The sequence below is a fragment of the Streptomyces sp. NPDC018000 genome (genome assembly GCF_044328025.1).
Lineage (GTDB): Bacteria > Actinomycetota > Actinomycetes > Streptomycetales > Streptomycetaceae > Streptomyces.
Map to the genome: position 1 here is coordinate 67916 of NZ_JBIRGM010000017.1, position 20418 is coordinate 88333.

The 20418-nt window shown below is 68.2% G+C and carries 10 protein-coding genes; 7 read left to right on the plus strand and 3 right to left on the minus strand.

Going from position 1 to position 20418, the window contains the following annotated elements:
* Positions 1 to 11: 11 nt before the first annotated feature.
* From ACH4EW_RS26225 to ACH4EW_RS26245, 5 genes are all read left to right on the plus strand, one after another.
* Positions 12 to 9395: an amino acid adenylation domain-containing protein gene (locus ACH4EW_RS26225; protein ID WP_398260914.1), complete on the plus strand. Its 9384-nt coding sequence runs from the start codon at positions 12 to 14 to the stop codon at positions 9393 to 9395.
* Positions 9385 to 11067 carry a phytoene desaturase family protein gene (locus tag ACH4EW_RS26230; protein ID WP_398260876.1) on the plus strand — a complete coding sequence of 561 codons (1683 nt, stop codon included), beginning with the start codon at positions 9385 to 9387 and terminating at the stop codon, positions 11065 to 11067. Before ACH4EW_RS26225 ends, ACH4EW_RS26230 begins: the two co-directional genes overlap by 11 nt.
* Before the next feature lie 20 nt (positions 11068 to 11087).
* Positions 11088 to 12812 (plus strand): phytoene desaturase family protein, encoded by a 1725-nt coding sequence (locus ACH4EW_RS26235; protein ID WP_398260878.1) that lies wholly within the window; start codon positions 11088 to 11090, stop codon positions 12810 to 12812.
* Positions 12809 to 13864, plus strand: coding sequence for an MDR family NADP-dependent oxidoreductase (locus ACH4EW_RS26240; RefSeq protein WP_398260880.1), 1056 nt, complete (start codon positions 12809 to 12811; stop codon positions 13862 to 13864). The genes ACH4EW_RS26235 and ACH4EW_RS26240 overlap by 4 nt, the downstream gene beginning before the upstream one ends.
* Before the next feature lie 106 nt (positions 13865 to 13970).
* Positions 13971 to 15173: a cytochrome P450 gene (locus ACH4EW_RS26245; RefSeq protein WP_398260882.1), complete on the plus strand. Its 1203-nt coding sequence runs from the start codon at positions 13971 to 13973 to the stop codon at positions 15171 to 15173.
* A gap of 215 nt (positions 15174 to 15388) precedes the next feature.
* Here the strand turns inward: ACH4EW_RS26245 and ACH4EW_RS26250 are convergent, their stop codons facing one another.
* Entirely contained in the window at positions 15389 to 16678 is a 1290-nt protein-coding gene (locus tag ACH4EW_RS26250; RefSeq protein WP_398260884.1) for a cytochrome P450, read from the minus strand.
* A gap of 623 nt (positions 16679 to 17301) precedes the next feature.
* On the opposite strand from ACH4EW_RS26250, the gene ACH4EW_RS26255 reads away from it, so the two are divergent.
* Both ACH4EW_RS26255 and ACH4EW_RS26260 read left to right on the plus strand, forming a co-directional pair.
* Complete coding sequence (locus ACH4EW_RS26255; protein ID WP_398260886.1) at positions 17302 to 18498, plus strand: cytochrome P450; 1197 nt, start codon at positions 17302 to 17304, stop codon at positions 18496 to 18498.
* A 33-nt stretch (positions 18499 to 18531) separates the two neighbouring features.
* Entirely contained in the window at positions 18532 to 18720 is a 189-nt protein-coding gene (locus tag ACH4EW_RS26260) for a ferredoxin (RefSeq protein ID WP_398260888.1), read from the plus strand.
* A gap of 46 nt (positions 18721 to 18766) precedes the next feature.
* Here the strand turns inward: ACH4EW_RS26260 and ACH4EW_RS26265 are convergent, their stop codons facing one another.
* Together ACH4EW_RS26265 and ACH4EW_RS26270 are read right to left on the minus strand one after the other, a co-directional pair.
* A complete protein-coding gene (locus ACH4EW_RS26265) occupies positions 18767 to 20053 on the minus strand; it encodes an MFS transporter (protein ID WP_398260890.1) in 1287 nt (428 codons plus the stop codon).
* A 90-nt stretch (positions 20054 to 20143) separates the two neighbouring features.
* Complete coding sequence (locus ACH4EW_RS26270; RefSeq protein ID WP_398260892.1) at positions 20144 to 20350, minus strand: MbtH family protein; 207 nt, start codon at positions 20348 to 20350, stop codon at positions 20144 to 20146.
* Between the last annotated feature and the right edge of the window lie 68 nt (positions 20351 to 20418).

Here is a 20418-nt window from a genome sequence, read left to right on the forward strand (position 1 = left end):
CGATCATCGGCATGGGCTGCCGACTGCCCGGCGGTGCATCGGACCACCGCACGTACTGGCAAAACCTCATGGACGGCAAGGACTGCATTACACCGACACCGGAGGACCGCTACGACGTCACGACGCTCGGCAGCAGATACAAGGAGAAACCCGGACGCCTGATCGGTGGCCGAGGCGGATACATCGACGGCTTCGACGAGTTCGACCCCGGCTTCTTCGGCATCAGTCCGCGTGAGGCCGACCACATGGACCCTCAGCAGCGCAAGCTGCTGGAGGTGGCCTGGGAAACGCTGGAGGACGGCGGTCAGCGCCCCTCGGAGCTTGCCGGAAGCAATACCGCCGTATTCGTCGGCGCGTTCACGCTGGATTACAAGATCCTCCAGTTCTCCGACCTGAGCTTTGCCTCGCTGGCCGCGCACACCGCCACCGGCACCATGATGACGATGGTCTCGAACCGTCTTTCGCACTGTTTCGACTTCCGAGGTCCCAGCCTGTCGATCGATACCGCGTGCAGTTCCTCCCTGGTGGCTGTGCACCTTGCCTGCCAGAGCCTGAACAACCGGGAGACCGATCTCGCGCTGGCCGGTGGCGTTCTGCTGCATGCGGCACCGCAGTACACCATCGCCGAGACGAAGGGCGGCTTCCTTTCGCCCGACGGCCGCTCGTGTACGTTCGACGCCACGGCCAACGGCTATGTACGGGCCGAGGGCGTCGGAATGATTGCGCTCAAGCGGCTGGACGACGCCGTACGCGACGGCGATCCGATCCACGCAGTGATCCTCGGCACGGGGGTCAACCAGGACGGCCGCACGAATGGCATCACCGTGCCCAGCGCGGACGCCCAGGTCGCCCTCATCCAACGCGTCTGCGCCGGAGCCGGCATCACTCCCGGCGCCCTGCAGTATGTGGAAGCGCACGGCACCTCGACGCCTGTCGGCGACCCGATCGAGGCGAACGCGCTGAGCCGGGCGCTGGCCGTCGGCCGCAGACCCGGCGCCACGTGCTACGTCGGGTCCGTCAAGGCAAACATCGGGCACACCGAAGCGGCAGCGGGCATTGCCGGACTGATCAAGACCGTTCTCTGCCTCAAACACCGCCGTATTGCGCCCCACATCAACCTGGAGCGGATCAACACCGCCATCGACCGGGAGTCCTCCCCGTACCGCATCCCGACCGAGCCGACCGACTGGCCCGAGCACGAGGGCCCCGCACGGGCCGGAGTGAACGCGTTCGGCTTCGGCGGCACGAACGCGCATGTCGTGCTGGAGCAGGCACCCGAGCGCGAAGCACAGCCGAACACGCGCGGCGAACGGGCCTGGAACCTCCTTCCGTTGACCGCCCGGACCCCGGACGCCCTGCCGGAGCTGGCGGCGGGCATCCACCGTGAGCTGGCAGGGGTCCACGGGCCCGAGGTGTCGCTGCCCGACCTCGGATACACACTTGCACGCCGCCGCCAGCACCTTGAGTCGCGGCTCTCCGTCGTGTACTCCTCACGGGCCGATCTGGAGGAGGGACTCGCCGCCTTCCTGCGGGACGAACCGCACCCCCGGGTGATCCACGGCAGGCAGCTCGACGTCGAACAGCGCCGCCTGGTCTGGGTCTTTACCGGAATGGGGCCGCAGTGGTGGGGCATGGGCCGCCAACTGTTCGAGGGCGACGAGGTGTTCAGGGATGCGGTCACCCGCTGTGACGTGGCCGTCCGCAAGCTTGCGGGCTGGTCTCTGATCGAGGAGATGACGGCCGACGAAGCCGGATCGCGCATGGGCGAGACATGGCTTGCGCAGCCGGCCAACTTCGCCCTCCAGGTGGGACTCGCGGCGATGTGGCGTCAGTACGGTGTCCGGCCCGACGCCGTGGTCGGTCACAGCACCGGCGAGGTCGCCGCCTTCTACGAGGCGGGGGTCTACACCCTGGAGGAAGCGGTCAGGATCGTGGTACATCGCAGCCGGCTCCAGCAGAAGCTGACCGGGACCGGCACGATGCTCGCCGTGAGTCTGCCCGAGAAGGAGGCACAGCTCCGGGCGGCCGCGTACGGGGACCGGGTGTCCGTGGCCGCGGTCAACAGCCCCTCGGCGGTCACGCTGGCAGGGGACCGGGACGCGCTGGCCGAACTGGCGGACGGGCTTCGCTCCGAGCAGATCTTCGCCAAGTTCCTGACCGTGCAGGTCCCGTACCACAGCGCGGGCATGGAGGCGATCAAGGACGAACTGCTGGCCTCACTGGACGGGCTGGACCCCCGGGCAGCGACGATTCCGCTGTATCTGACGGGTCAGGAGGGCACGGCGCACGGCAGCGAGCTGGACGCGGGCTACTGGTGGAAGAACGTCCGCGACCGGGTCCGCTTCCGCTCGGCCATCGACCGCCTCGCCGACGACGGGTACGGGCTGTTCCTGGAGATCGGTCCGCATCCGGTGCTCGGCCACTCCATCCGTGAGTGCCTCGACGGCCGGGAGACGGCCGTACGCACCCTTCCGTCGATCCGCCGACAGGAGAACGAACCGGAACGCTTCGCCGCCTCGCTGGCAGAGCTGCACAACCTCGGTGTCCCCGTTGCATGGGACACCCTGCACCCGGTGGGCACTCCGGTGGCCCTTCCCCGCTACCCGTGGAAGCGCGACCGCTACTGGACGGAGCCCGGCCCCGTGGCTCAAGTCCGCCTCGGCCACGCCGACCATCCTCTGCTGGGCCGCCGCACGACACACACCGAACCGACCTGGCACACGACACTGGACACCGAGCGGCTGCCCTACCTCGACGGCCACCGCATCCAGTCCACCGTGGTCTTTCCGGCAGCGGGGTACCTGGAGATGGCCACGCAGGCGGTCCGCTCCCTGACCGGCGGCACCCATGTCGTGCTGGCGGACATCGAATTCCGCAAAGCGCTCTTCCTGCCCGAGGGCGAGGAACGGGCTGTGCGTCTGACGCTCTCGTCGCAGAACGCGGCGTTCACAATCGCTTCGGCAGGGGAGAGCGAGGCCGACCGGGCGGTGCACGCCAGCGGTGTCGTCCGCTCCGGACAACCACGCCCGGCCGGCCCCCCTGTCGATACCGCCGCCCTCCGGACACGTACCCGGCGCCGACTGGCCGGCAAGGAGTGCTATGAGGCGCTGGCCGCCCTGGGCTACGACTACGGCCCCGAGTTCCGGGCCATCGAAGAGGTGTGGATCGGTTCCGGTGAGGTGCTCGCCCGGCTCCGACCACCCGCGGTCATCGGTGACGAATCGGCCCGACACCACATCCATCCCGTGCTGCTCGACGCCTGCTTCCAGTCGTTGCTGACGACGCAACTCCTCGACGACTTCGCGGACCGGCAGACCTCCGGTATCCGCCTGCCCCTGTCGATCGACGAGATGTGCCTCGCCCCGGTGGGAGACCAGTCGATCTGGGTGCATGCCACGGTGACCCGCAGCGACGGGGACGAGCTCGTCGGGGACATCGACATCTACGGGGACTGCGGTCAACCTCTGGGCGGGATCGCTGGTTTCCGTGCAGCCGACGTGGACAAGGCGTCCACGGCGGTCGGACTCGGCACGATTGATTCCTGGCTCGCCGAGACCGTCTGGATCGACAGGCCCTTCGACGCCGCCGAGAACGAGACCGACTGCGACAGCGCCGTCTCCACCAGCAGCGACTGGCTGGTGTTCGCCGATCGGCAAGGCATCGGCGACGCCCTGAGCGCCCTGCTCGCCGCGCGTGGAGAGCGCTGCCACCTTGTGCGTCCGGGAGATTCGTACAAGAAGGGGGACGACGGAAGGGAATTCACTGTCGCCCCGGAGTCCGCCGCGGACCTGGAGCAGCTCTTCGGCGACCTGGGCACGGACAGCAACGACAGTGAGGCCGGGCGGCCGTCCTTCGGCACCATCGTGCATCTGTGGAATCTCGACGTGCCACACATCGGTGAGGCCTCGCGGCAGGACCTCGTACGGCACAGTGGCACCGGGGCCTACTCACTGATCGCGCTCGCCCGGACGCTGCTCCGCCACGAGGCCGGCGGTCGGCTGCACATCGTGACCCGCGGCGCGCAGCACGTCGAGCCCGGCGAGACCGTCGAACCTCTGGGGGCGCCCGCGTGGGGAGTCGGCCGGGTGCTCAGGCACCAGGAGCTGCTCTCCCACCGCGGCAAGCTCATCGATCTGGATCCCCGCCGGCAGGGAGACGAGGGATGTGAGGACGAGGCACAGACGCTGCTGCGCGAGGTACTGACCGATGACGAGGAGGAGATCGCGCTGCGGGGCGCCGGCCGCTTCACAAGCCGGGTGCGGCGGGCCGAAGGGCTGACACGACCCCTCCCGCTGCGTCTGCGCGCCGACGCGAACTACCTTGTCACCGGAGCTTTCGGGGCGCTCGGCCGGCTGCTCTGCCGGACACTCGTACGGCGTGGGGCGCGCAGCCTGATCCTGATCGGACGTACCGCGCTGCCGGAGCGCTCCGCCTGGCGCGGTCTCGATCCCGCCACTGCACAGGGGCGCGCCGCGGCCTTCGTCAAGGAGTTGGAGGCGCTCGGCACACGGGTCGTCCTGGCACCGCTCGACATCACCGATGAGGCCGCGTTCACGGCTTGGCTCGAAGCTCACCGGCTCACCGACCCGCTGCCGGTCCGTGGGGTGTTCCATCTGGCCGGGCAGGTCCGCGACACACTTGTCGCGGACATGGACCTCCGGACGTTCGCCGAGGCCCACGATCCCAAGGCCGTCGGCGCCTATCTGCTGCACCGGCATCTTCGGGACGAACCGCTCGACCACTTCGTGCTGTTCTCCTCGATCGCTTCGCTCATGACCACGGCGGGTCAGACGAACTACGCAGCCGGGAACGCGTTCCTGGACGCGCTGGCACAGTACCGTCGGGCGCTCGGCCTACCAGGGCTGAGTGTGGACTGGGGACCGTGGGCCACCGGAATGATCGAGGAGCTGGGGCTCGTCGACCACTACCTCCACAGCCGTGGGATGAGCTCGCTCCCACCGGACGTCGGCATGGCGGTCCTGGAACGCGTCATCGGCCAGGACCGGGCACAGTTGCTCGTCGCGACGGTCGTCGACTGGCCGGTGTTCCTGTCCTGGTACGCCTCGCCGCCCTCGCTGGTGGCCGAACTGGCGGCGACGGCGCCGGCCGCGACGGTCAACCGCACGAGTGACGACATCCTCGCCACTTTCCGCAACGCGGACGCGCCGGAACGCCTCGCCCTGGTGACCCGGCGGTTCACCGCAGTGGCCGCCTCGGTGCTGCGGACGAGCCCGGACCAGATCGATCCGCAGACCGGCCTCAACGCGCTGGGACTCGACTCGCTCCTGGCGATGGAGCTGCGCGCCCGGCTCAGCTCCGAGCTCGGCGTCGCTCCCCCCGTGGTGGCTCTGCTGAGCGGTACATCGGCCGGCGAACTGAGCGCACAGCTCCACGACGCCCTGGCCGAGTCGGTGGCGTTGGCAGCCCGCGGTGACGACACGGCGGCCGTGGAGGTCTTCGAGGACGAGCTGTGCCATCCGCTGACGCAGAACCAGAAGGCCCTGTGGTTCCTCAGGCAGCTCAACCCAGAGGGCTACGCGTACAACATCGGAGGTGCGGTCGAGGTACGCGTCGCACTCGACCCCGACCTGATGTTCGAGGCCGTCCGCTGCTTGGTCGCGCGCCACCCTGCGCTGCGGACCAACTTCGTCACGGTGGACGGTCTGCCGCTGCAGCTGGTGTCGTCGGACCGGAGCCCGGACATCGCGTTGTTCGACGTTCAGGACCAGGAGTGGGAGGAGATCCACCGTACGATCGTGGCCGAGTACCGCAGGCCGTACGACCTGGAGCGTGACCCGCTCTTCCGCTTCCGCCTCTTCAAGCGTGGTCACGACCGCTGGGTGATCATGAAAGCGGTTCATCACATCGTCTCCGACGCGATCTCGACGTTCACCTTCATCGAGGAGCTCCTTGCGGTGTACGAGGGGCTGCGCCAGGGCCATGCGCCCTCGCTGCCGCCGGTCACCGCGCGCTATCTGGACTTCCTCAACGCGCAGAACCGCTTCCTGGCCGGCCCCGCGGCGCAGAACATGCTCGACTACTGGCGCTCGCATCTGCCGGCCGAGGTGCCGGTCCTGGAACTGCCCGTCGACAAGCCCCGACCGGCCGTGCAGACACACAACGGGGCCTCGGAGTTCTTCGTACTGGACACGGCTCTCACCGCCCGCGTTCACGCCCTGGCCCGCGAGCACGACGTGACTCCGTTCATGGTGCTGCTCAGCGCCTACTACGTGCTGCTGCAGCGCTATTCCGGTCAGGACCACGTCATCGTGGGCAGCCCGGTCACCGGCCGGACCGAGCAGGAGTTCGCCTCCGTCTACGGCTACTTCGTCAACCCGCTCCCGCTGCACGCGGACTTGTCCGGCGCACCTTCGGTCGCCGAACTGCTGCAACAGGTCCGTACGACCGTGCTGGGAGGTCTCGACAACCAGGAGTACCCGTTCGTCCTGCTGGTCGACAAGCTGGGGCTCCAGCACGATCCCAGCCGCTCCGCGGTGTTCCAGGCCATGTTCATCCTGCTGACCCACAAGGTCGCCACCGAGCAGTACGGCTATCGGCTCGAGTACATCGAACTACCCGAGGAAGAGGGTCAGTTCGATGTCACTCTGTCCGTCTACGAGGACGAGTCGGAGCATCGGTTCCACTGCGTTCTCAAGTACAACACGGACCTGTTTCTGCCGGAGACCATGCGGCGGATGGCATCGCACTACACCACACTGCTCGACAGCATGACCCGGGCACCGGCCGATCACCTCACCACCCGGCTGGAGATGCTGGGCGCACAGGAGCGAGAGCGGCTGGTCAGTGAGTGGAGCGGCGCCGGGCGCGCCGCCCTGCCTCCTGGAGCAGAGGGGCGTGAGGCGGACGGTATCCGCCCGGTGCATCAGCTGATCAGCGCGGTCGCCGCCCGCTGCCCGGACGCCGTCGCCGTCACGGTCCCGGCACGTCACGGGACGGCACTTCGGCTGACGTATGCGGAACTGGACCGTCTCTCCGGGGAACTGGCCCGCCGACTGCGGGGGCTGGGGGCCGGAGCCGGCTCGGTGGTGGCGCTGTGCCTGGACAAGTCGTCCGACCTGGTCGTCGCGCTGCTCGCGGTGCTCAAGGCCGGCGGCGCCTATCTCCCGATCCCGCCCGACCACCCGGCCGACCGCGTCGCCCACACTGTACGGACGGCGGCCGCCACCCTCGTCGTCGTCGAGGACGAGGCCTGCCGGGACCGGATGGCAGGACTGCCGGCAGAGACGCTGACCCTGCGCGAGCTGTACGAGGCGGCGCCCGAGGCCGACGGACGGCGGGCGTCCGAGGCCGGAGCCGAGGACCTGGCAAACCTCGACTCACCTGCGTATGTCATCCACACTTCCGGTTCCACCGGGCAGCCCAAGGCCGTTTGGGTCAGCCATCGGAACCTCGCCTCGGCGTACGGAGCCTGGCTCCAGGAGTACCGGCTGGACCGTGACGTGCGGGTTCACCTCCAGATGGCGGCCCCGTCGTTCGACGTCTTCACCGGTGACCTGGTGCGTGCGCTGTGCTCGGGCGGCAATCTGGTCCTGGTCGACCGCGATCTGCTCTTCGACACCGAACGCCTGTACCGGACCATGCGCGAGGAGCACGTCGACTGTGCGGAGTTCGTCCCCGCTGTCGTACGCGGCCTCATGGACCACTGCGAACGCCAGGGCCTGCGGATGGATTTCATGCGTCTGCTGGTCGTCGGGTCCGACGCGTGGAAGACCGGGGAGTACCGACGGCTGCGCGACCTGTGCGGACCGCACACCCGTCTGATCAACTCCTACGGCGTCACCGAGGCGACCATCGACAGCGCCTGCTTCGAAGGGCCCGTCGACGACCTGGAACCCGGCCGGACGGTGCCGATCGGGCGCCCCTTGAGCAACAGCACGCTCCATGTGCTCGATCGGCACGGCGAGCCCGTGCCGCCCGGTGTGCCGGGCGAACTGTGGATCGGTGGCGACGGCGTCGCACTCGGCTACGCGGGCGACCCCGCACAGACGGCCCAGCGATTCGTGACCCGGACACTGAGCCGCAAGCCGGGGGCTGAACCCGTACGTCTCTACCGGAGCGGCGACGCGGCGCGCTGGGACGCGGACGGCCGGGTCCATCTGCTCGGGCGGGTCGACGACCAGGTCAAGCTCCGCGGCCATCGGATCGAGATCGGCGAAATCGAGGCACACCTCGCCCAGTGGCCGCAGCTGGCCCGGACGGTCGTCACCGTACGCCCCGATGCCAGGGGAGAGGATGCGCTCTGCGCCTACTGCGTACCGGAGGACGGAGCAGCGCTGGACAGGCGCGCGCTGCGTAGGCACCTCGCGGGTCTGCTGCCCGCGTACATGGTTCCTTCGCACTTCATCGTCCTACCGGAACTGCCGCTGACCGCCAACGGAAAAGTCGATGTTGCCGGCCTGCCGACACCCCGGTTCGATGCCGACGACAAGCCGGAGGAGATGCTCGGCACACCGTTCGAAGAGAGCATGGCCCGGCACTGGAAGGAGTTGCTCGGGCTGGAGAGGGTCGGCCTGACGCACGAGTTCTTCGAGTCAGGAGGCAGCTCCATCAAGCTGATCGAGCTGATCCACCGGCTGCGGCAGGAGTTCGGCGTAGGCATCCCCGTCAGCCTGCTGTACCGGGTCACGACCCTGCACGGGATGGCCGCGACAGTGGAGCGTCTCGCCACCGGCGGCAGCTGGGACGACCTGCCCTGCCTGAGCTTCAACAGCGACCGGGAGCCGACAGTTTTCTGTTTCCCACCGGCCGGCGGCCACGGACTCGTCTACCGGACATTCGCCGCCCAGCTGCCCGAGTACCGGCTGATCGCGTTCAATTACGTACCGGGCGAGAACAAGGTGGCCCGCTACGCCGACCTCGTCGAATCCCTCCGGCCAGAGGGCAGATGCCTGCTGCTCGGCTACTCCCTCGGCGGCAACCTCGCATTCGAGGTGGCCAAGGAGCTCGAAGGCCGGGGACGCGACGTCGCCCATGTGATCGTTCTGGACTCGCACCGCATCCTGGAGCCCTATGTCCCGGGCCGCGAACACTTCGAGTTCTTCGAAGCGGAACTGGCCGAACACCTGCTCAAACACACAGGGTCGGAGATCGTCGCCCGCGAAACCCTTGACCACGCCGCGGAGTACCTGGCGTTCTGCGGCCGTACACCGAACCTCGGCGTGGTGTCCGCGACAGTCAGCGTTGTCACCGACGAGGAGAAGACAGCGCTCTACGCCGCGGACGCACGCGGCACCTGGCACGGCAGCTCCACCACGGCCACGGGCGTGCTGCGCGGCTCCGGAATCCACGCCGAAATGCTCGACCCCAAGCATGTCGCCCGCAACGCCGAGCTGGTGCGCGGCATCCTCCAGGAGGGCCGCACCGATGGCTGGTGACGCGGGTGACGTGTGGAGTGCCGATGAGCGGGAGCAGGGCGGCAGCCCCCGTGTCATCGTGATCGGTGCCGGTGTCGCCGGAATGTCCACCGGGTGCTACGCGCAGATGAACGGGATGCGGTCCCGCATCTTCGAAAAGCATGTGCTGCCCGGGGGCTGCTGCACCGCCTGGTCGCGCGACGGCTACATCTTCGACTACTGCATCGAGTGGCTGATCGGCACGGCCGCCGGCAACGACGCCCATCAGGTGTGGCGCGAACTGGGGGCGCTCGACGGCAAGACCATCACCAACTTCGAGATGTTCAACCGCGTCGTCGACGAGACCGGCCGGTCGGTGGTCTTCTACAACGACCCGGACCGGCTGGAGCGGCACCTGCTGGATCTTTCCCCCGCCGATGCCCGGCTGATCCGCTCGTTCTGCCGCGATCTGCGGCGATTCATCGACATCGAGCTGTACCCGTTCCTGACCGCCCCCGCCCTGCGGACCGTACGCGAGCGAGTGGCGACGCTACGCACCGTCCTGCCCGCGTTCCGCCTGTTCTGGCGGACGGCGGCGACACCGATGCACCAATTCGCCGACCGGTTCCAGGACCCGTTGCTGCGCCGGGCATTACGCAACATCTTCTTCCAGGACCCGGAGGGCTTCCCGCTGCTCCCCTACCTGTTCAACATGGCCAGCGCCCATCACCACAACGCCGGTTTCCCGCAAGGAGGTTCGCTGGGACTGGCCCGGTCGATCGAGGAGCGGTACAAGACGCTGGGCGGTGAGATCAGCTACCGGGCACGGGTCGAACGGATCATCGTCGAGGACGGGCGTGCCATCGGCATCGAACTGCGCAACGGCAGACGGTACTACGCCGACCATGTCGTCTCGGCCTGTGACGGCCACACCACGATCCACGGTCTCCTTGAGGGCCGTTTCACCGGGCCGCGGATCGACAAGCTCTACAACGAACTGCTGCATCGTCCTGGCACCCTGTTCCCCGCGGTGGTCTCGGCCTTCGTCGGGGTCCGGGGCGACCTCGGCCCCGACCGGGCGCACAGCACCACGTACCTGCTCTCTCCCGAGGACGCCGCCCAACTGCCCGGCGCACTCCAGAGCAGTCTGGTGGTCCAGTTGCGCTCCCAGTACTCGGACGGGTTCGCCCCGCCGGGAAGATCGGTGGTCCACTGCACCTACTTCAGCGACTTCGCCTACTGGAAGGCACTGCGCGCCGTCGACCGCAAGGAGTACCGGGCGAAGAAGCGCCAAGTGGCCGACTTCGTGCGGAACTTCCTGGAACGCCGCCTGCCGGGAACGGCCGAGCGCATCGAGCTGGTCGATGTCGCCTCCCCGGCCACGACCCGGCGTTACACGGGCAACCACGACGGCTCCATTCTGGCCTGGAAGGCATTTTCCGAGGCCGACGACATCGCGGCCAAGCTGGTGGGCAAGGACCGCATGCGCCTGCCGGGCCTGCGTGGTTTCTCCATGGCGGGGCAGTGGGTCGGCATGGGCGGCTTGATCCGTGCCGCGTCGACCGGCCGCTTCGTCATCCAGTACCTCTGCGACGAGCTGGGACGCGGGTTCACGGCGACCGAGAGCCAGGGGGCCGAGCCATGGCATCCCGGGAAGCTGGGCCGGCTGCCGCAGCTCGACAGATGGTCCGCGCGCGAGGACACCCGCACGTGAACACCGAGGAGAGCAGCTTCATGTCGCGTTCCGAACGACAGTCGATGATCATCATCGGCGCAGGGCTCGGCGGTCTGTCCACCGGCTGTTACGCCCGGATGAACGGCTATCGCACCCATGTCCTGGAGATGCATGAACTGCCGGGCGGCTGCTGCACGGCCTGGGACCGCGGCGACTTCACCATGGATCCCTGTGTCAGCTGGCTCCTCGGCAGCGGACCCGGCAATGAGATGCACCAGATCTGGCTGGAGTTGGGCGCGTTGCAGGGCAAGGAGGTACGGCATTTCGATGTGTTCAACGTCGTGCGCGGCCGGTGCGGCCGGGCTGTGTACTTCTACTCCGACCCCGACCGGCTACAGGCCCATCTGACGGACATCTCGCCCGCCGACTCCGCTCTCATCCGGGACTTCTGCAAGCAACTGCGCGCCTTCCGTAAATGTCTCGCCGTCTATCCGTTCCTCAAGCCGGTCGGTCTGATGCCGACGCTGGAACGATGGCGGATGCTGGCCTCCTTCGTCCCGTACTTCAATGTCGTGCGCAAATCCATCAGTGTACTGATGACCGACTACTCGGCGAGGTTCAAGGAACCCCTGCTGCGTGAGGCGTTCAACTTCATTTTGTACGAGAAGCATCCGGCGTTCCCGGTGCTGCCGTTCCACTTCCAGCTCGCCTCGCACGCGAACCTCTCCGCGGGCGTCCCAGAGGGCGGATCGCTCGGACTGGCCGAGTCCATCGAGCAGCGCTACCGCAAGCTCGGCGGCGAAGTGACCTACAACGCCAAGGTCGAAAAGGTGCTGATCGAGGACGACCGTGCAGTCGGGGTACGGCTGAGCGACGGCAGCGAACTGCACGCCGACATCGTCGTCTCGGCCTGCGACGGCCGCACCACGATGATGGATCTGCTCGGTGGCCGCTACCTCAACGAGGCGTACCGCCGCCTCTACACCAGGACCATCCGTGAACCCGGCATGGTGTTCCCCGGATACTTCACACTCTTCCTCGGCCTCCGGCGGGACTTCTCCGACGCCGACCCCTGTACGACCTACCTGCTCGACGAAGCGGAAGCAGCCGGCCTGACCGGCATTCGGCACCCGAGCATCAACGTCCAGTTCCGCAGCAGGCATTACCCGGAACTCTCCCCACGCGGGACGAGCATCGCGTACGTCACCTACTTCTGCGACATCGCCCCCTGGCGAGCCCTGGACGAAGGCCCGGAGCAGGTGACCCGGACCCGAGGCGGCGAGGAACTCCACACGCTGCCGGTACGCCACGGCCGCGGGTACTACACGGCCAAGCGGCAGGCCCGCGACGTACTCGTGGCATTTCTGGAACGGCGCCACCCCGGCATCGCGGACGCGATCGCCGTGCGCGATGTGTCGACCCCTCTCACGCAGGTCCGCTACACGGGCAACTACGACGGCACGGTGCTCGGCTGGCAGCCCTTCGTGGAGAGCGGGGAAACGCTGGAGACGCTCATCAAGAAGCACGGCCCCGGTCTGCCGGGACTGCGCAACTTCTACCAGTCCGGTGTATGGGCGACGACGGGCGGCCTGATCCGCGCAGCCGCGGCAGGCCGGCACGTCATGCAGTTCATCTGCCGGGACGACGGCCGGACCTTCACCGCGTCCGTCGACGACAGCGGGCCGCCCCCCACCCATCTGGTCGTTCCGGTGGGGCCCCGACCAGACGCACAGTCCGTGATGGAGGGCCGCTTGTCTTCTGTGGAGAGGAAGGGAATGGGATGAGGGCCAGGAAATGGGTGGTACGTGAGCACATCGACGGCGTTCCCGACGTGGAGAGGGTCTATGGGCTGGTCGAGGAGGATCTCGACGTCGACCTCGCACCGGACGAGATGCTGCTGAAGACGCGATATGTATCGGTGGACCCCTATCTCCAGGGCATCGCGCTGGACACTCCTCTCGGCGCGCACATGGGCGCCGACTCGATCATGGAGGTGTTGGAAGCGGGTCCGCTGGCGGCCCACCGCCCTGGTGATCTGGTGCAGGGGTTCGGCGGCTGGCGCACCCATCTCATCAGTAACGGCGCGGCCACCCCCTGGCAGACCGGGACGTTTCCGATGGTCTTTCCCGCCTTCCGCCGCCTGGATCCCAGCTGGTTCGACGACGAGCTTCCGCTCCCCACCGCGTTGAGTGTCATGGGTGGTCCCGGTATGACGGCTTGGGGCACCCTGACCAAGTTCATGTCGGTCCGCTCGGGAGACACCGTCGTGATCAGTGGTGCCTCCGGCTCCGTCGGTTCGCTGGTCGGCCAGCTGGCCAAGCTTGCGGGCGCCCGCGTGGTGGGAACCACTTCGACGGCGGAGAAGGCGGATTACCTCGACGAGCTGGGATTCGACGCGGTCGTCGTCTACCGGCACGAGGACAGCGCCGAAGCGGTGCGGGAAGCCCTCACCTGGGTCGCACCGGACGGAGTCGACAAGTACTTCGACAATCTGGGTGGCACGGTGACCGATGCCGTCTTCTCCATGCTCAACGTCGGCAGTCAGGTGGCCGTGTGCTGGCAGTGGGCCACCCAGGTCGGCCGGGAGGCCACCGGTCCACGGCTGCTGCCGTACATCATGTTCCCGCGCACATCCGTGCGCGGCATCTTCTCGCTGGAATGGTTCACCGAGCAGAACTGGCGGGCGCTCCACGATGAGCTCGGCGGCAGGATCCGGCGGGGTGAGGTCCGCTGCGGGCACACCCTTCACCACGGCTTCGAGAACATTCCGGACGCCTACCGGAGTCTTTACAAGGACACGGGAGCGAGCCGGGGCAAGGTGCTGGTCGAGCTCTGACCGCTGTCCTCCCCGACTCCTCTTTCAGGCCTGTCCGCCTGCCCTCTGCCCATCCGCTCGTTCGCCCAGCCGCAGCCCCTTCCGTATCCGTGCGCCAGGAGGATCCTTGCCCCGCTCCGACGACACCGTCGCGACTACCGGCCCGCCGTCGCTCCCTCTGCACCGTCTGAGGTTCGATCCACCTGGACCGCCCAGGCCCGTTGCGTTACCCGATGGGACTCAGGCCTGGCTGGTGAGCCGGTACGCCGACGTACGTATGGTCCTGACCGACACCCGATTCGGACGTGCACAGCTCCACGCACCGGACGCCCCGGCCCTGTCGGGCGAATCCGGTCTGGTGAGCAGCCTCGACCTGATGTTCAACCAGGACGGCGAGGACCATCTGCGCCTGCGTCGCACCCTGCGCCGTGCGTTCACGCCGAGGGCCGTCGCCCGCTGGCGGCCCTGGATCGCATCGATCGTGGAGCAGCGCCTGGACGCACTCGCCGACAGCACACCTCCAGTGGATCTGGTGGCCCGCTTCACCCTTCCGCTCCCGGTAGAGGTGATCAGCAGACTGATGGGTCTCGACACCCCGGCGCGGGAACGGCTGCGCCACTGGACTCAGTACGCCTTCTCCGACGGCTCCCACCCCAAGGAGGAGATGGAGTCGGCGCTGGCGGAGTTCGCAGCTTTCGGAAGCGCGCTGCTGGCCGCCCGGCGCAGCGCGCCGGGCGACGATCTGACCAGCGTGCTCGTCCGGGCGGCCGATGACGAGGGTGGTATCCCGGAGGGGCAACTGGTCGACCTCGTATGCGGGCTGGTGGTGGGCGGACACGACAGCACGATGACGATGCTCGGCAACTCCCTGCTCTACCTGCTCGGCGAACGGCCGGAAAGCTGGCACCGTCTCGGCGCGGACGAACAGGCCGCCGCGGCGGTGGCCGAGCGGCTGCTGCACCTGGTTCCGCTCGGCGACGACCGGGGGACCGCGCGCCACGCCGCCGCCGATGCGGAGGTCGGCGGCGTGACCATCCCGGCGGGCTCGGTGGTTCTCGCGGACTGCGGCACGGCCAACCGTGACCCCGGTGTGTTCCCGCCCCGGCAGTTCGCCGACCTGTTCGCACCCTTGGAGGCCCCCACCCTGTCGTTCGGCGCCGGCCCGCACTACTGCCTGGGCGCCTGGCTGGCCCGCCTCGAACTCCAACTGTCCCTGCATCGGCTCGCCGCCCGCTTCCCCGGCCTCCGGCTGGCGCAACCCGCCGACAGAGTGGAGTGGCGACGGGGCACCACATCCCGTAGTCCTCAGCGGATCACAGTCACCTGGTAGTCGGGCGACTGCGCAGCGCCGACGACCGGGGGCCGACCCGTGTACGGCCCGCTGTCGTCATGCGAGGAGTGGGATGGACAACGCAATCCGGGCCGCGCTGTCGGCCGAGGTCACCGAGGCCGGACGCCTGAGGGCACGACACCGTGGTCGAGGGCGACTTGGGGGCCGGCTCTGGTGACGTGTGCCAGTGCTTCGGGGGTGGGGTGTGCCGCCCCTCAGCGCAGATGCACCGGCAGCGATTCCATGCCGTAGACGATCGACAGCTTGCGGAAGGCCAGTTCCTGGGGCGGGACGGCGAGGCGCATCCGGGGAAAGCGCCGCGTCAGGGCCGGGTAGGCGGAGCGCAGTTCCATACGCGCCAGTTCGGCGCCGATGCAGCGGTGGATTCCGTATCCGAAGGCGAGATGCCCTGAGGTGTTGCGGTGCGGGTCGAAGTGTCCGTCGTCCATGACGTACGCCGTGTCGCGGTTGGCACTGCTCAGTGAGCAGAGCACCATGTCGCCCCGGGGAATGACCACCCCCGCTATCTCTATGTCCTCGCGGGCGAACCGTGGGAAGGCGATCTGCACCGCGGAGAGGTAGCGCAGCACCTCCTCTATGAACGGCGCGGCCGTTGCGTCGTCCGTCCGTATCCGCTCGAAGACGTCCTTGTTCTGAAGCAACACGAGAGAGCCGAGGGCGATCGTGCTGGCGGTCGTCTCGAAGCCGCCGGTGAGTACGCCGTCGGCGAGGCCCGCGAGTTCCTCGTCGTCGACGCTGTCGCCGTGCTCCTTCACGATCACGCCGAGCAGGCCGTCGCCCGGTTGCTCGCGCTGCATCTTGACCACATTCCTGAAGTACGCCAGCGACTCCGACATGGCACCGAAGGGGGCGGTCGTCCCACCGAAGAGGTCGAAGCGGTCCATGGCCAACCGCTGGAAGTCCTGGCGGTCCCCGTAAGGAACACCGAGCAGCTCACAGATCGTGAGGGAGGGTATCGGCAGCGCGAACTCCTGCACCAGGTCCACCGGGCCCTGACGGGCTTCCATCGCGTCGAGGCGCTCCTCGACTATGGCATCAATCCTGGGGGCGAGGCGGCGCAGCCGGCGCATCGTGAATTCCGGGGTCAGGATACGGCGCAGCCGCGTATGTACGGGAGGATCGCTGAACCCGAGCCCGCCGGGGCTCTGCTCCGCTGCGACGCCCGCGTTCGTGGCGAGGTGGGCGAAGTCGGTGCTGAACCCGTCGGCCGATCCCAGGACGGCTTTCGACTCCTCGTAGCCGGTGACCACCCAGGCGTCCATACCGAACGGCAGCGAGACCTTGGACACCGGCGCCTCCGCCCGGAGCCCGGCCAGCCCGTCCACCGGGTCCAGGCCATCCCTGCGCAGCAGCATCAGCAGGTCTTCGGGCAGCAGCCTGATCGTGGAGGAACCGATCCCGTACTTCTGGATCCTTGACAGATAGGTGCGCCCGAGCCGGGCGGTGATACGAGAACGGAACGTCGTCCTCAACGTGCACTCCATTGGTCGTCGCGCGGTCCGCACACACGGTGCGGACATGAGAAAGGTTGCAGTAGGCGTGGACACGGACATTGGCCGGCGCCAACACGGCCTGAACCGAGAGACGTTGTGTCACAGGGCAGGAGCCGCAAGAGCGCTGGTAGCAAACGGTAGCTGAGCGAGCCGAGTGGGAGGCCGGTATGTCGTCGACGCCAGGACCGGCGCGCGGCGGCCGTGACCTCCCTTCGGATCGGATCGCGGGATCCGAAGGGATGCGCAGGGCGGTGCACGTCGCGCCAGGACGACTTCCGGCCGTGACGGTGCCCACCGGTGGCTCGCGGGGCGGGACGCATGTCGCGGAGTTACGCTTCCCGTAGAGCGCGCACCCGGGGCCGAGACAGTACGTGGATCAGTTAGGTGACTGGGGCATCTAAGGGCTGTCCCGCTAGTCCCTGGTGGGCGCGCGACGACAGCTGCGGCACCTCGCCGCGTTGTCGGAACACCCGAATACATCCAGTGTTCGGGTGTCCCTCCGCCTTGCGATGCACCACATCTGACGCCGCGCGCTGATCCACCACGGATTACGGGACAGCCCTTAGTCGGGCAGACCGGTTAGGATTCCCTCCGTCCTCTTAGCGAGGCCCGCCATGGCAGACACCAAGACCGTCTCCTTCCCGCAGGACCGCACCTGCCCGTACCACCCGCCGACGGAATACCGGCCACAGAACAACGGGCAACAGCCGCTGTCTCCCGCCAGACTCTTCGACGGCCGTCGGGTGTGGCTGGTGACCAGGCACGCCGAGGCGCGTGCGCTGCTCGTCGACCGGCGACTGTCGGCCGACCGGCAGAACCCCGCGTTCCCGGTGCTCACCGAGAGAGCGGCCCGCAGCACCAAACGGCGTATCGAACTGATCGGCGTCGACGACCCCGAGCACAACGCGCAGCGCCGGATGCTGATCCCGAGCTTCTCCGTGAAGCGGACCACCGCATTGCGGCCGAGGATCCAGGAAACCGTGGACCGGCTGCTGGACGCCATGATCGTGCAGGGCCCGCCCACCGATCTGGTGAGCGCCTTCGCGCTGCCCGTTCCCTCGATGGTGATCTGTGCGCTTCTCGGCGTTCCGTACGCCGACCACGACTTCTTCGAGGCCCAGTCGCGAAAGCTGCTGCGCGGTCCCGGGGCTGCGGATATCGAGGCCGCGCGGGTAGCGCTCGACGAGTACTTCCAGGCACTGATCGAGCGCAAGCGGTCCGACCGGGGCGAGGGGCTGCTCGACGAACTCATCACCGAGCAGCTCGAAACCGGGGCCATCAGCCGTGACGAATTGGTCCAGTTGGCCAAGATCCTGCTGATAGCGGGCCACGAGACGACCGCGAACATGATCTCGCTGGGTACGTTCACTCTCCTTCAGTATCCGGAGCAGCTGGACCGGTTGCGTACGTCCGAGGACCTGGTGCCCGCCGCGGTCGAGGAGTTGCTGCGATTCCTGTCCATTGCCGACGGCATCTCACGGGTGGCGACGGAGGACATCGAGGTGGGTGGGGTGACCATCCGGGCAGGTGAGGGCGTCGTGCTGTCCACGTCGGTGATCAACCGGGACGAAGCCGCGTACCCGTCGCCGGACGAACTGGACCTCGGCCGGCAGTCGCGCCACCATGTCGCCTTCGGCTTCGGGGTCCACCAGTGCCTCGGTCAGAACCTGGCACGGGCCGAGTTGGAGATCGCGCTGCGCACCCTCTTCGACCGGCTGCCGGGACTGCGGCTGGCGGCACCCGTCGACGAGATCCCGTTCAAGCCCGGCGACACGATCCAGGGCATGCTCGAACTGCCCGTGGCGTGGTGACCGGCCCCCCCTCCCAGGAAGGATGTTGTGGTGATGCGGATCAGTATCGACAGGGATGTATGCATCGGTGCCGGTCAGTGCGCGCTGACCGCGCCGAAGGTCTTCACCCAGGACGACGACGGCTTCAGCGAACTGCTGCCGGGTCACGAGGAGGACGTGGCTGACCCGATGATCAAGGAAGCCGCCCGCGCCTGCCCGGTACAGGCGATCACGGTGGAGTAGCGGCCCGTTGCGCCACAGCCGGCCCGAAGGGCCTGCGGGACAGCCCTTACCGCACCCGAGGCTCGCCCGCCCCCGCGCCGCTGTCCTGTTCGCGCGTGGGGGCCGCATGCGGTGCGGGTCCGTCGTCGGCCTGGGCGTCCGCCACCGACGGCACCACCTGCGGAGCGGGAATCGAGCGGACCAGCAGACTGACTGCGCACGCCACCGTGGTCACTGTCATCACCAGGTACATGACCCGGTAGTCCAGCACTCCGATCAGTGCCGCGCCCGCGGTGAGCGACAGGGCCTGCGCCCCGTCCTTGGCGGTGTTGACCGTGGCGTTGACGCGGCCCTGCATCCGGGCCGGTGCGTACAGGTGCACCGCCGCCCCCAGCACCACGGCCACGAACGGCAGACCCGCACCGATGAGCGTCGTCCCGACGAGAAAGAGCGCCACGTCGCGTGAGACGCACAGCAGCAGCCCCACCGCGACGAGTCCGTAGCCGACGCAGCTGGTACCGACGTCCCCCAGCCGCCGTATTGCGGTCCCGGAGATCAGCCCGCCGAGCGCGGAACCGGCGCCCTGGATCGAGGCCATGACCCCGACGAACGCTGCCGGGCGGCCCAGGCCGTGATCGACGGCGGCGAAGGCCGCGGTCTCCAACATGCCGATGCCGCCGAGGAAGACGACCATCGCCAGCGTCAACCGGAACAGCAGCGGGGTGCCGCGCAGATACCTCAGGCCGGCGGCGAGGGAGGTACCGAAGGACTCCTCGACGGGGTCCGGTTCGGACTCGACCACCTTGACCGAATTGATCAGCAGTGCGGCCGCACTCAGTGTGAGCGCTCCCAGCCCGGCCAGCGCGACGCCGCCGAAGGCCACGTACACCCCGGCGCCTGCCACCGGGGAGGCGATGCGCACGCCCTCCCTGGTGGCGATGAGGAGCGACCTCGCCCGGACGGCGTCGGACGACGGCAGCAGGTCCTTGAGCAGCGCCTGCCGGGCGGGAGTGGAAACCAGCACCCCGTAGGCGAGTGCGACCACATAGATGATCCACAACTGGCCGGAGCCCCGGACGGCCAGCAGTGACAGCACGAGGACCGCCATGCCGCCGTACATCCTGACCAGCAGCGGTTTGCGATGCACCCGGTCCACGAGGTGCCCCAGCAGCGGCGCGGACAGGCCCGGCACGGTGAGCGCGAGCATGACCAGACCGGCAGCGGCGTTCGAGCCGGTGAGGTCCTTCGCCCAGATGGCGAGTGACAGAAACATGGCACTGTCCCCGAAGCTGGAGACCGCCTCGCCTGCGAACATCCGACGGAACTGCGCATTGCGGCGAAGAAGCGCCCACACGGCTGACCTCCACTGCTGGCTGGGGGATACGGCCGGGGAAGGAGCCCGTACGACGACGGGTGCCTTCCCCGGCCCTCGGTCGGTGAGTTCTCAGTTCTCGCCCATGGCCACCCGCAGGCTCCTGGGGCGCATGTCCGTCCAGACCGCGTCGATGTGGGCCAGGCACTCCTCGCGCCCGCCGCTGAACTCCGTGCGGTGCCAGCCGGCCGGGAGCGGCCGTCCTTCGGCCCAGAGGCTGTACTGTTCCTCGTCGTTGTGGACCACGCTGTACCGGATGCCGGTCGTCTGCTCGCTCATGAGTCCGCTGCCTTTCCTGACTGACGGTTGAATCGGCTGGAGGATGTGTTCGTGCGCATGGCCGGTGG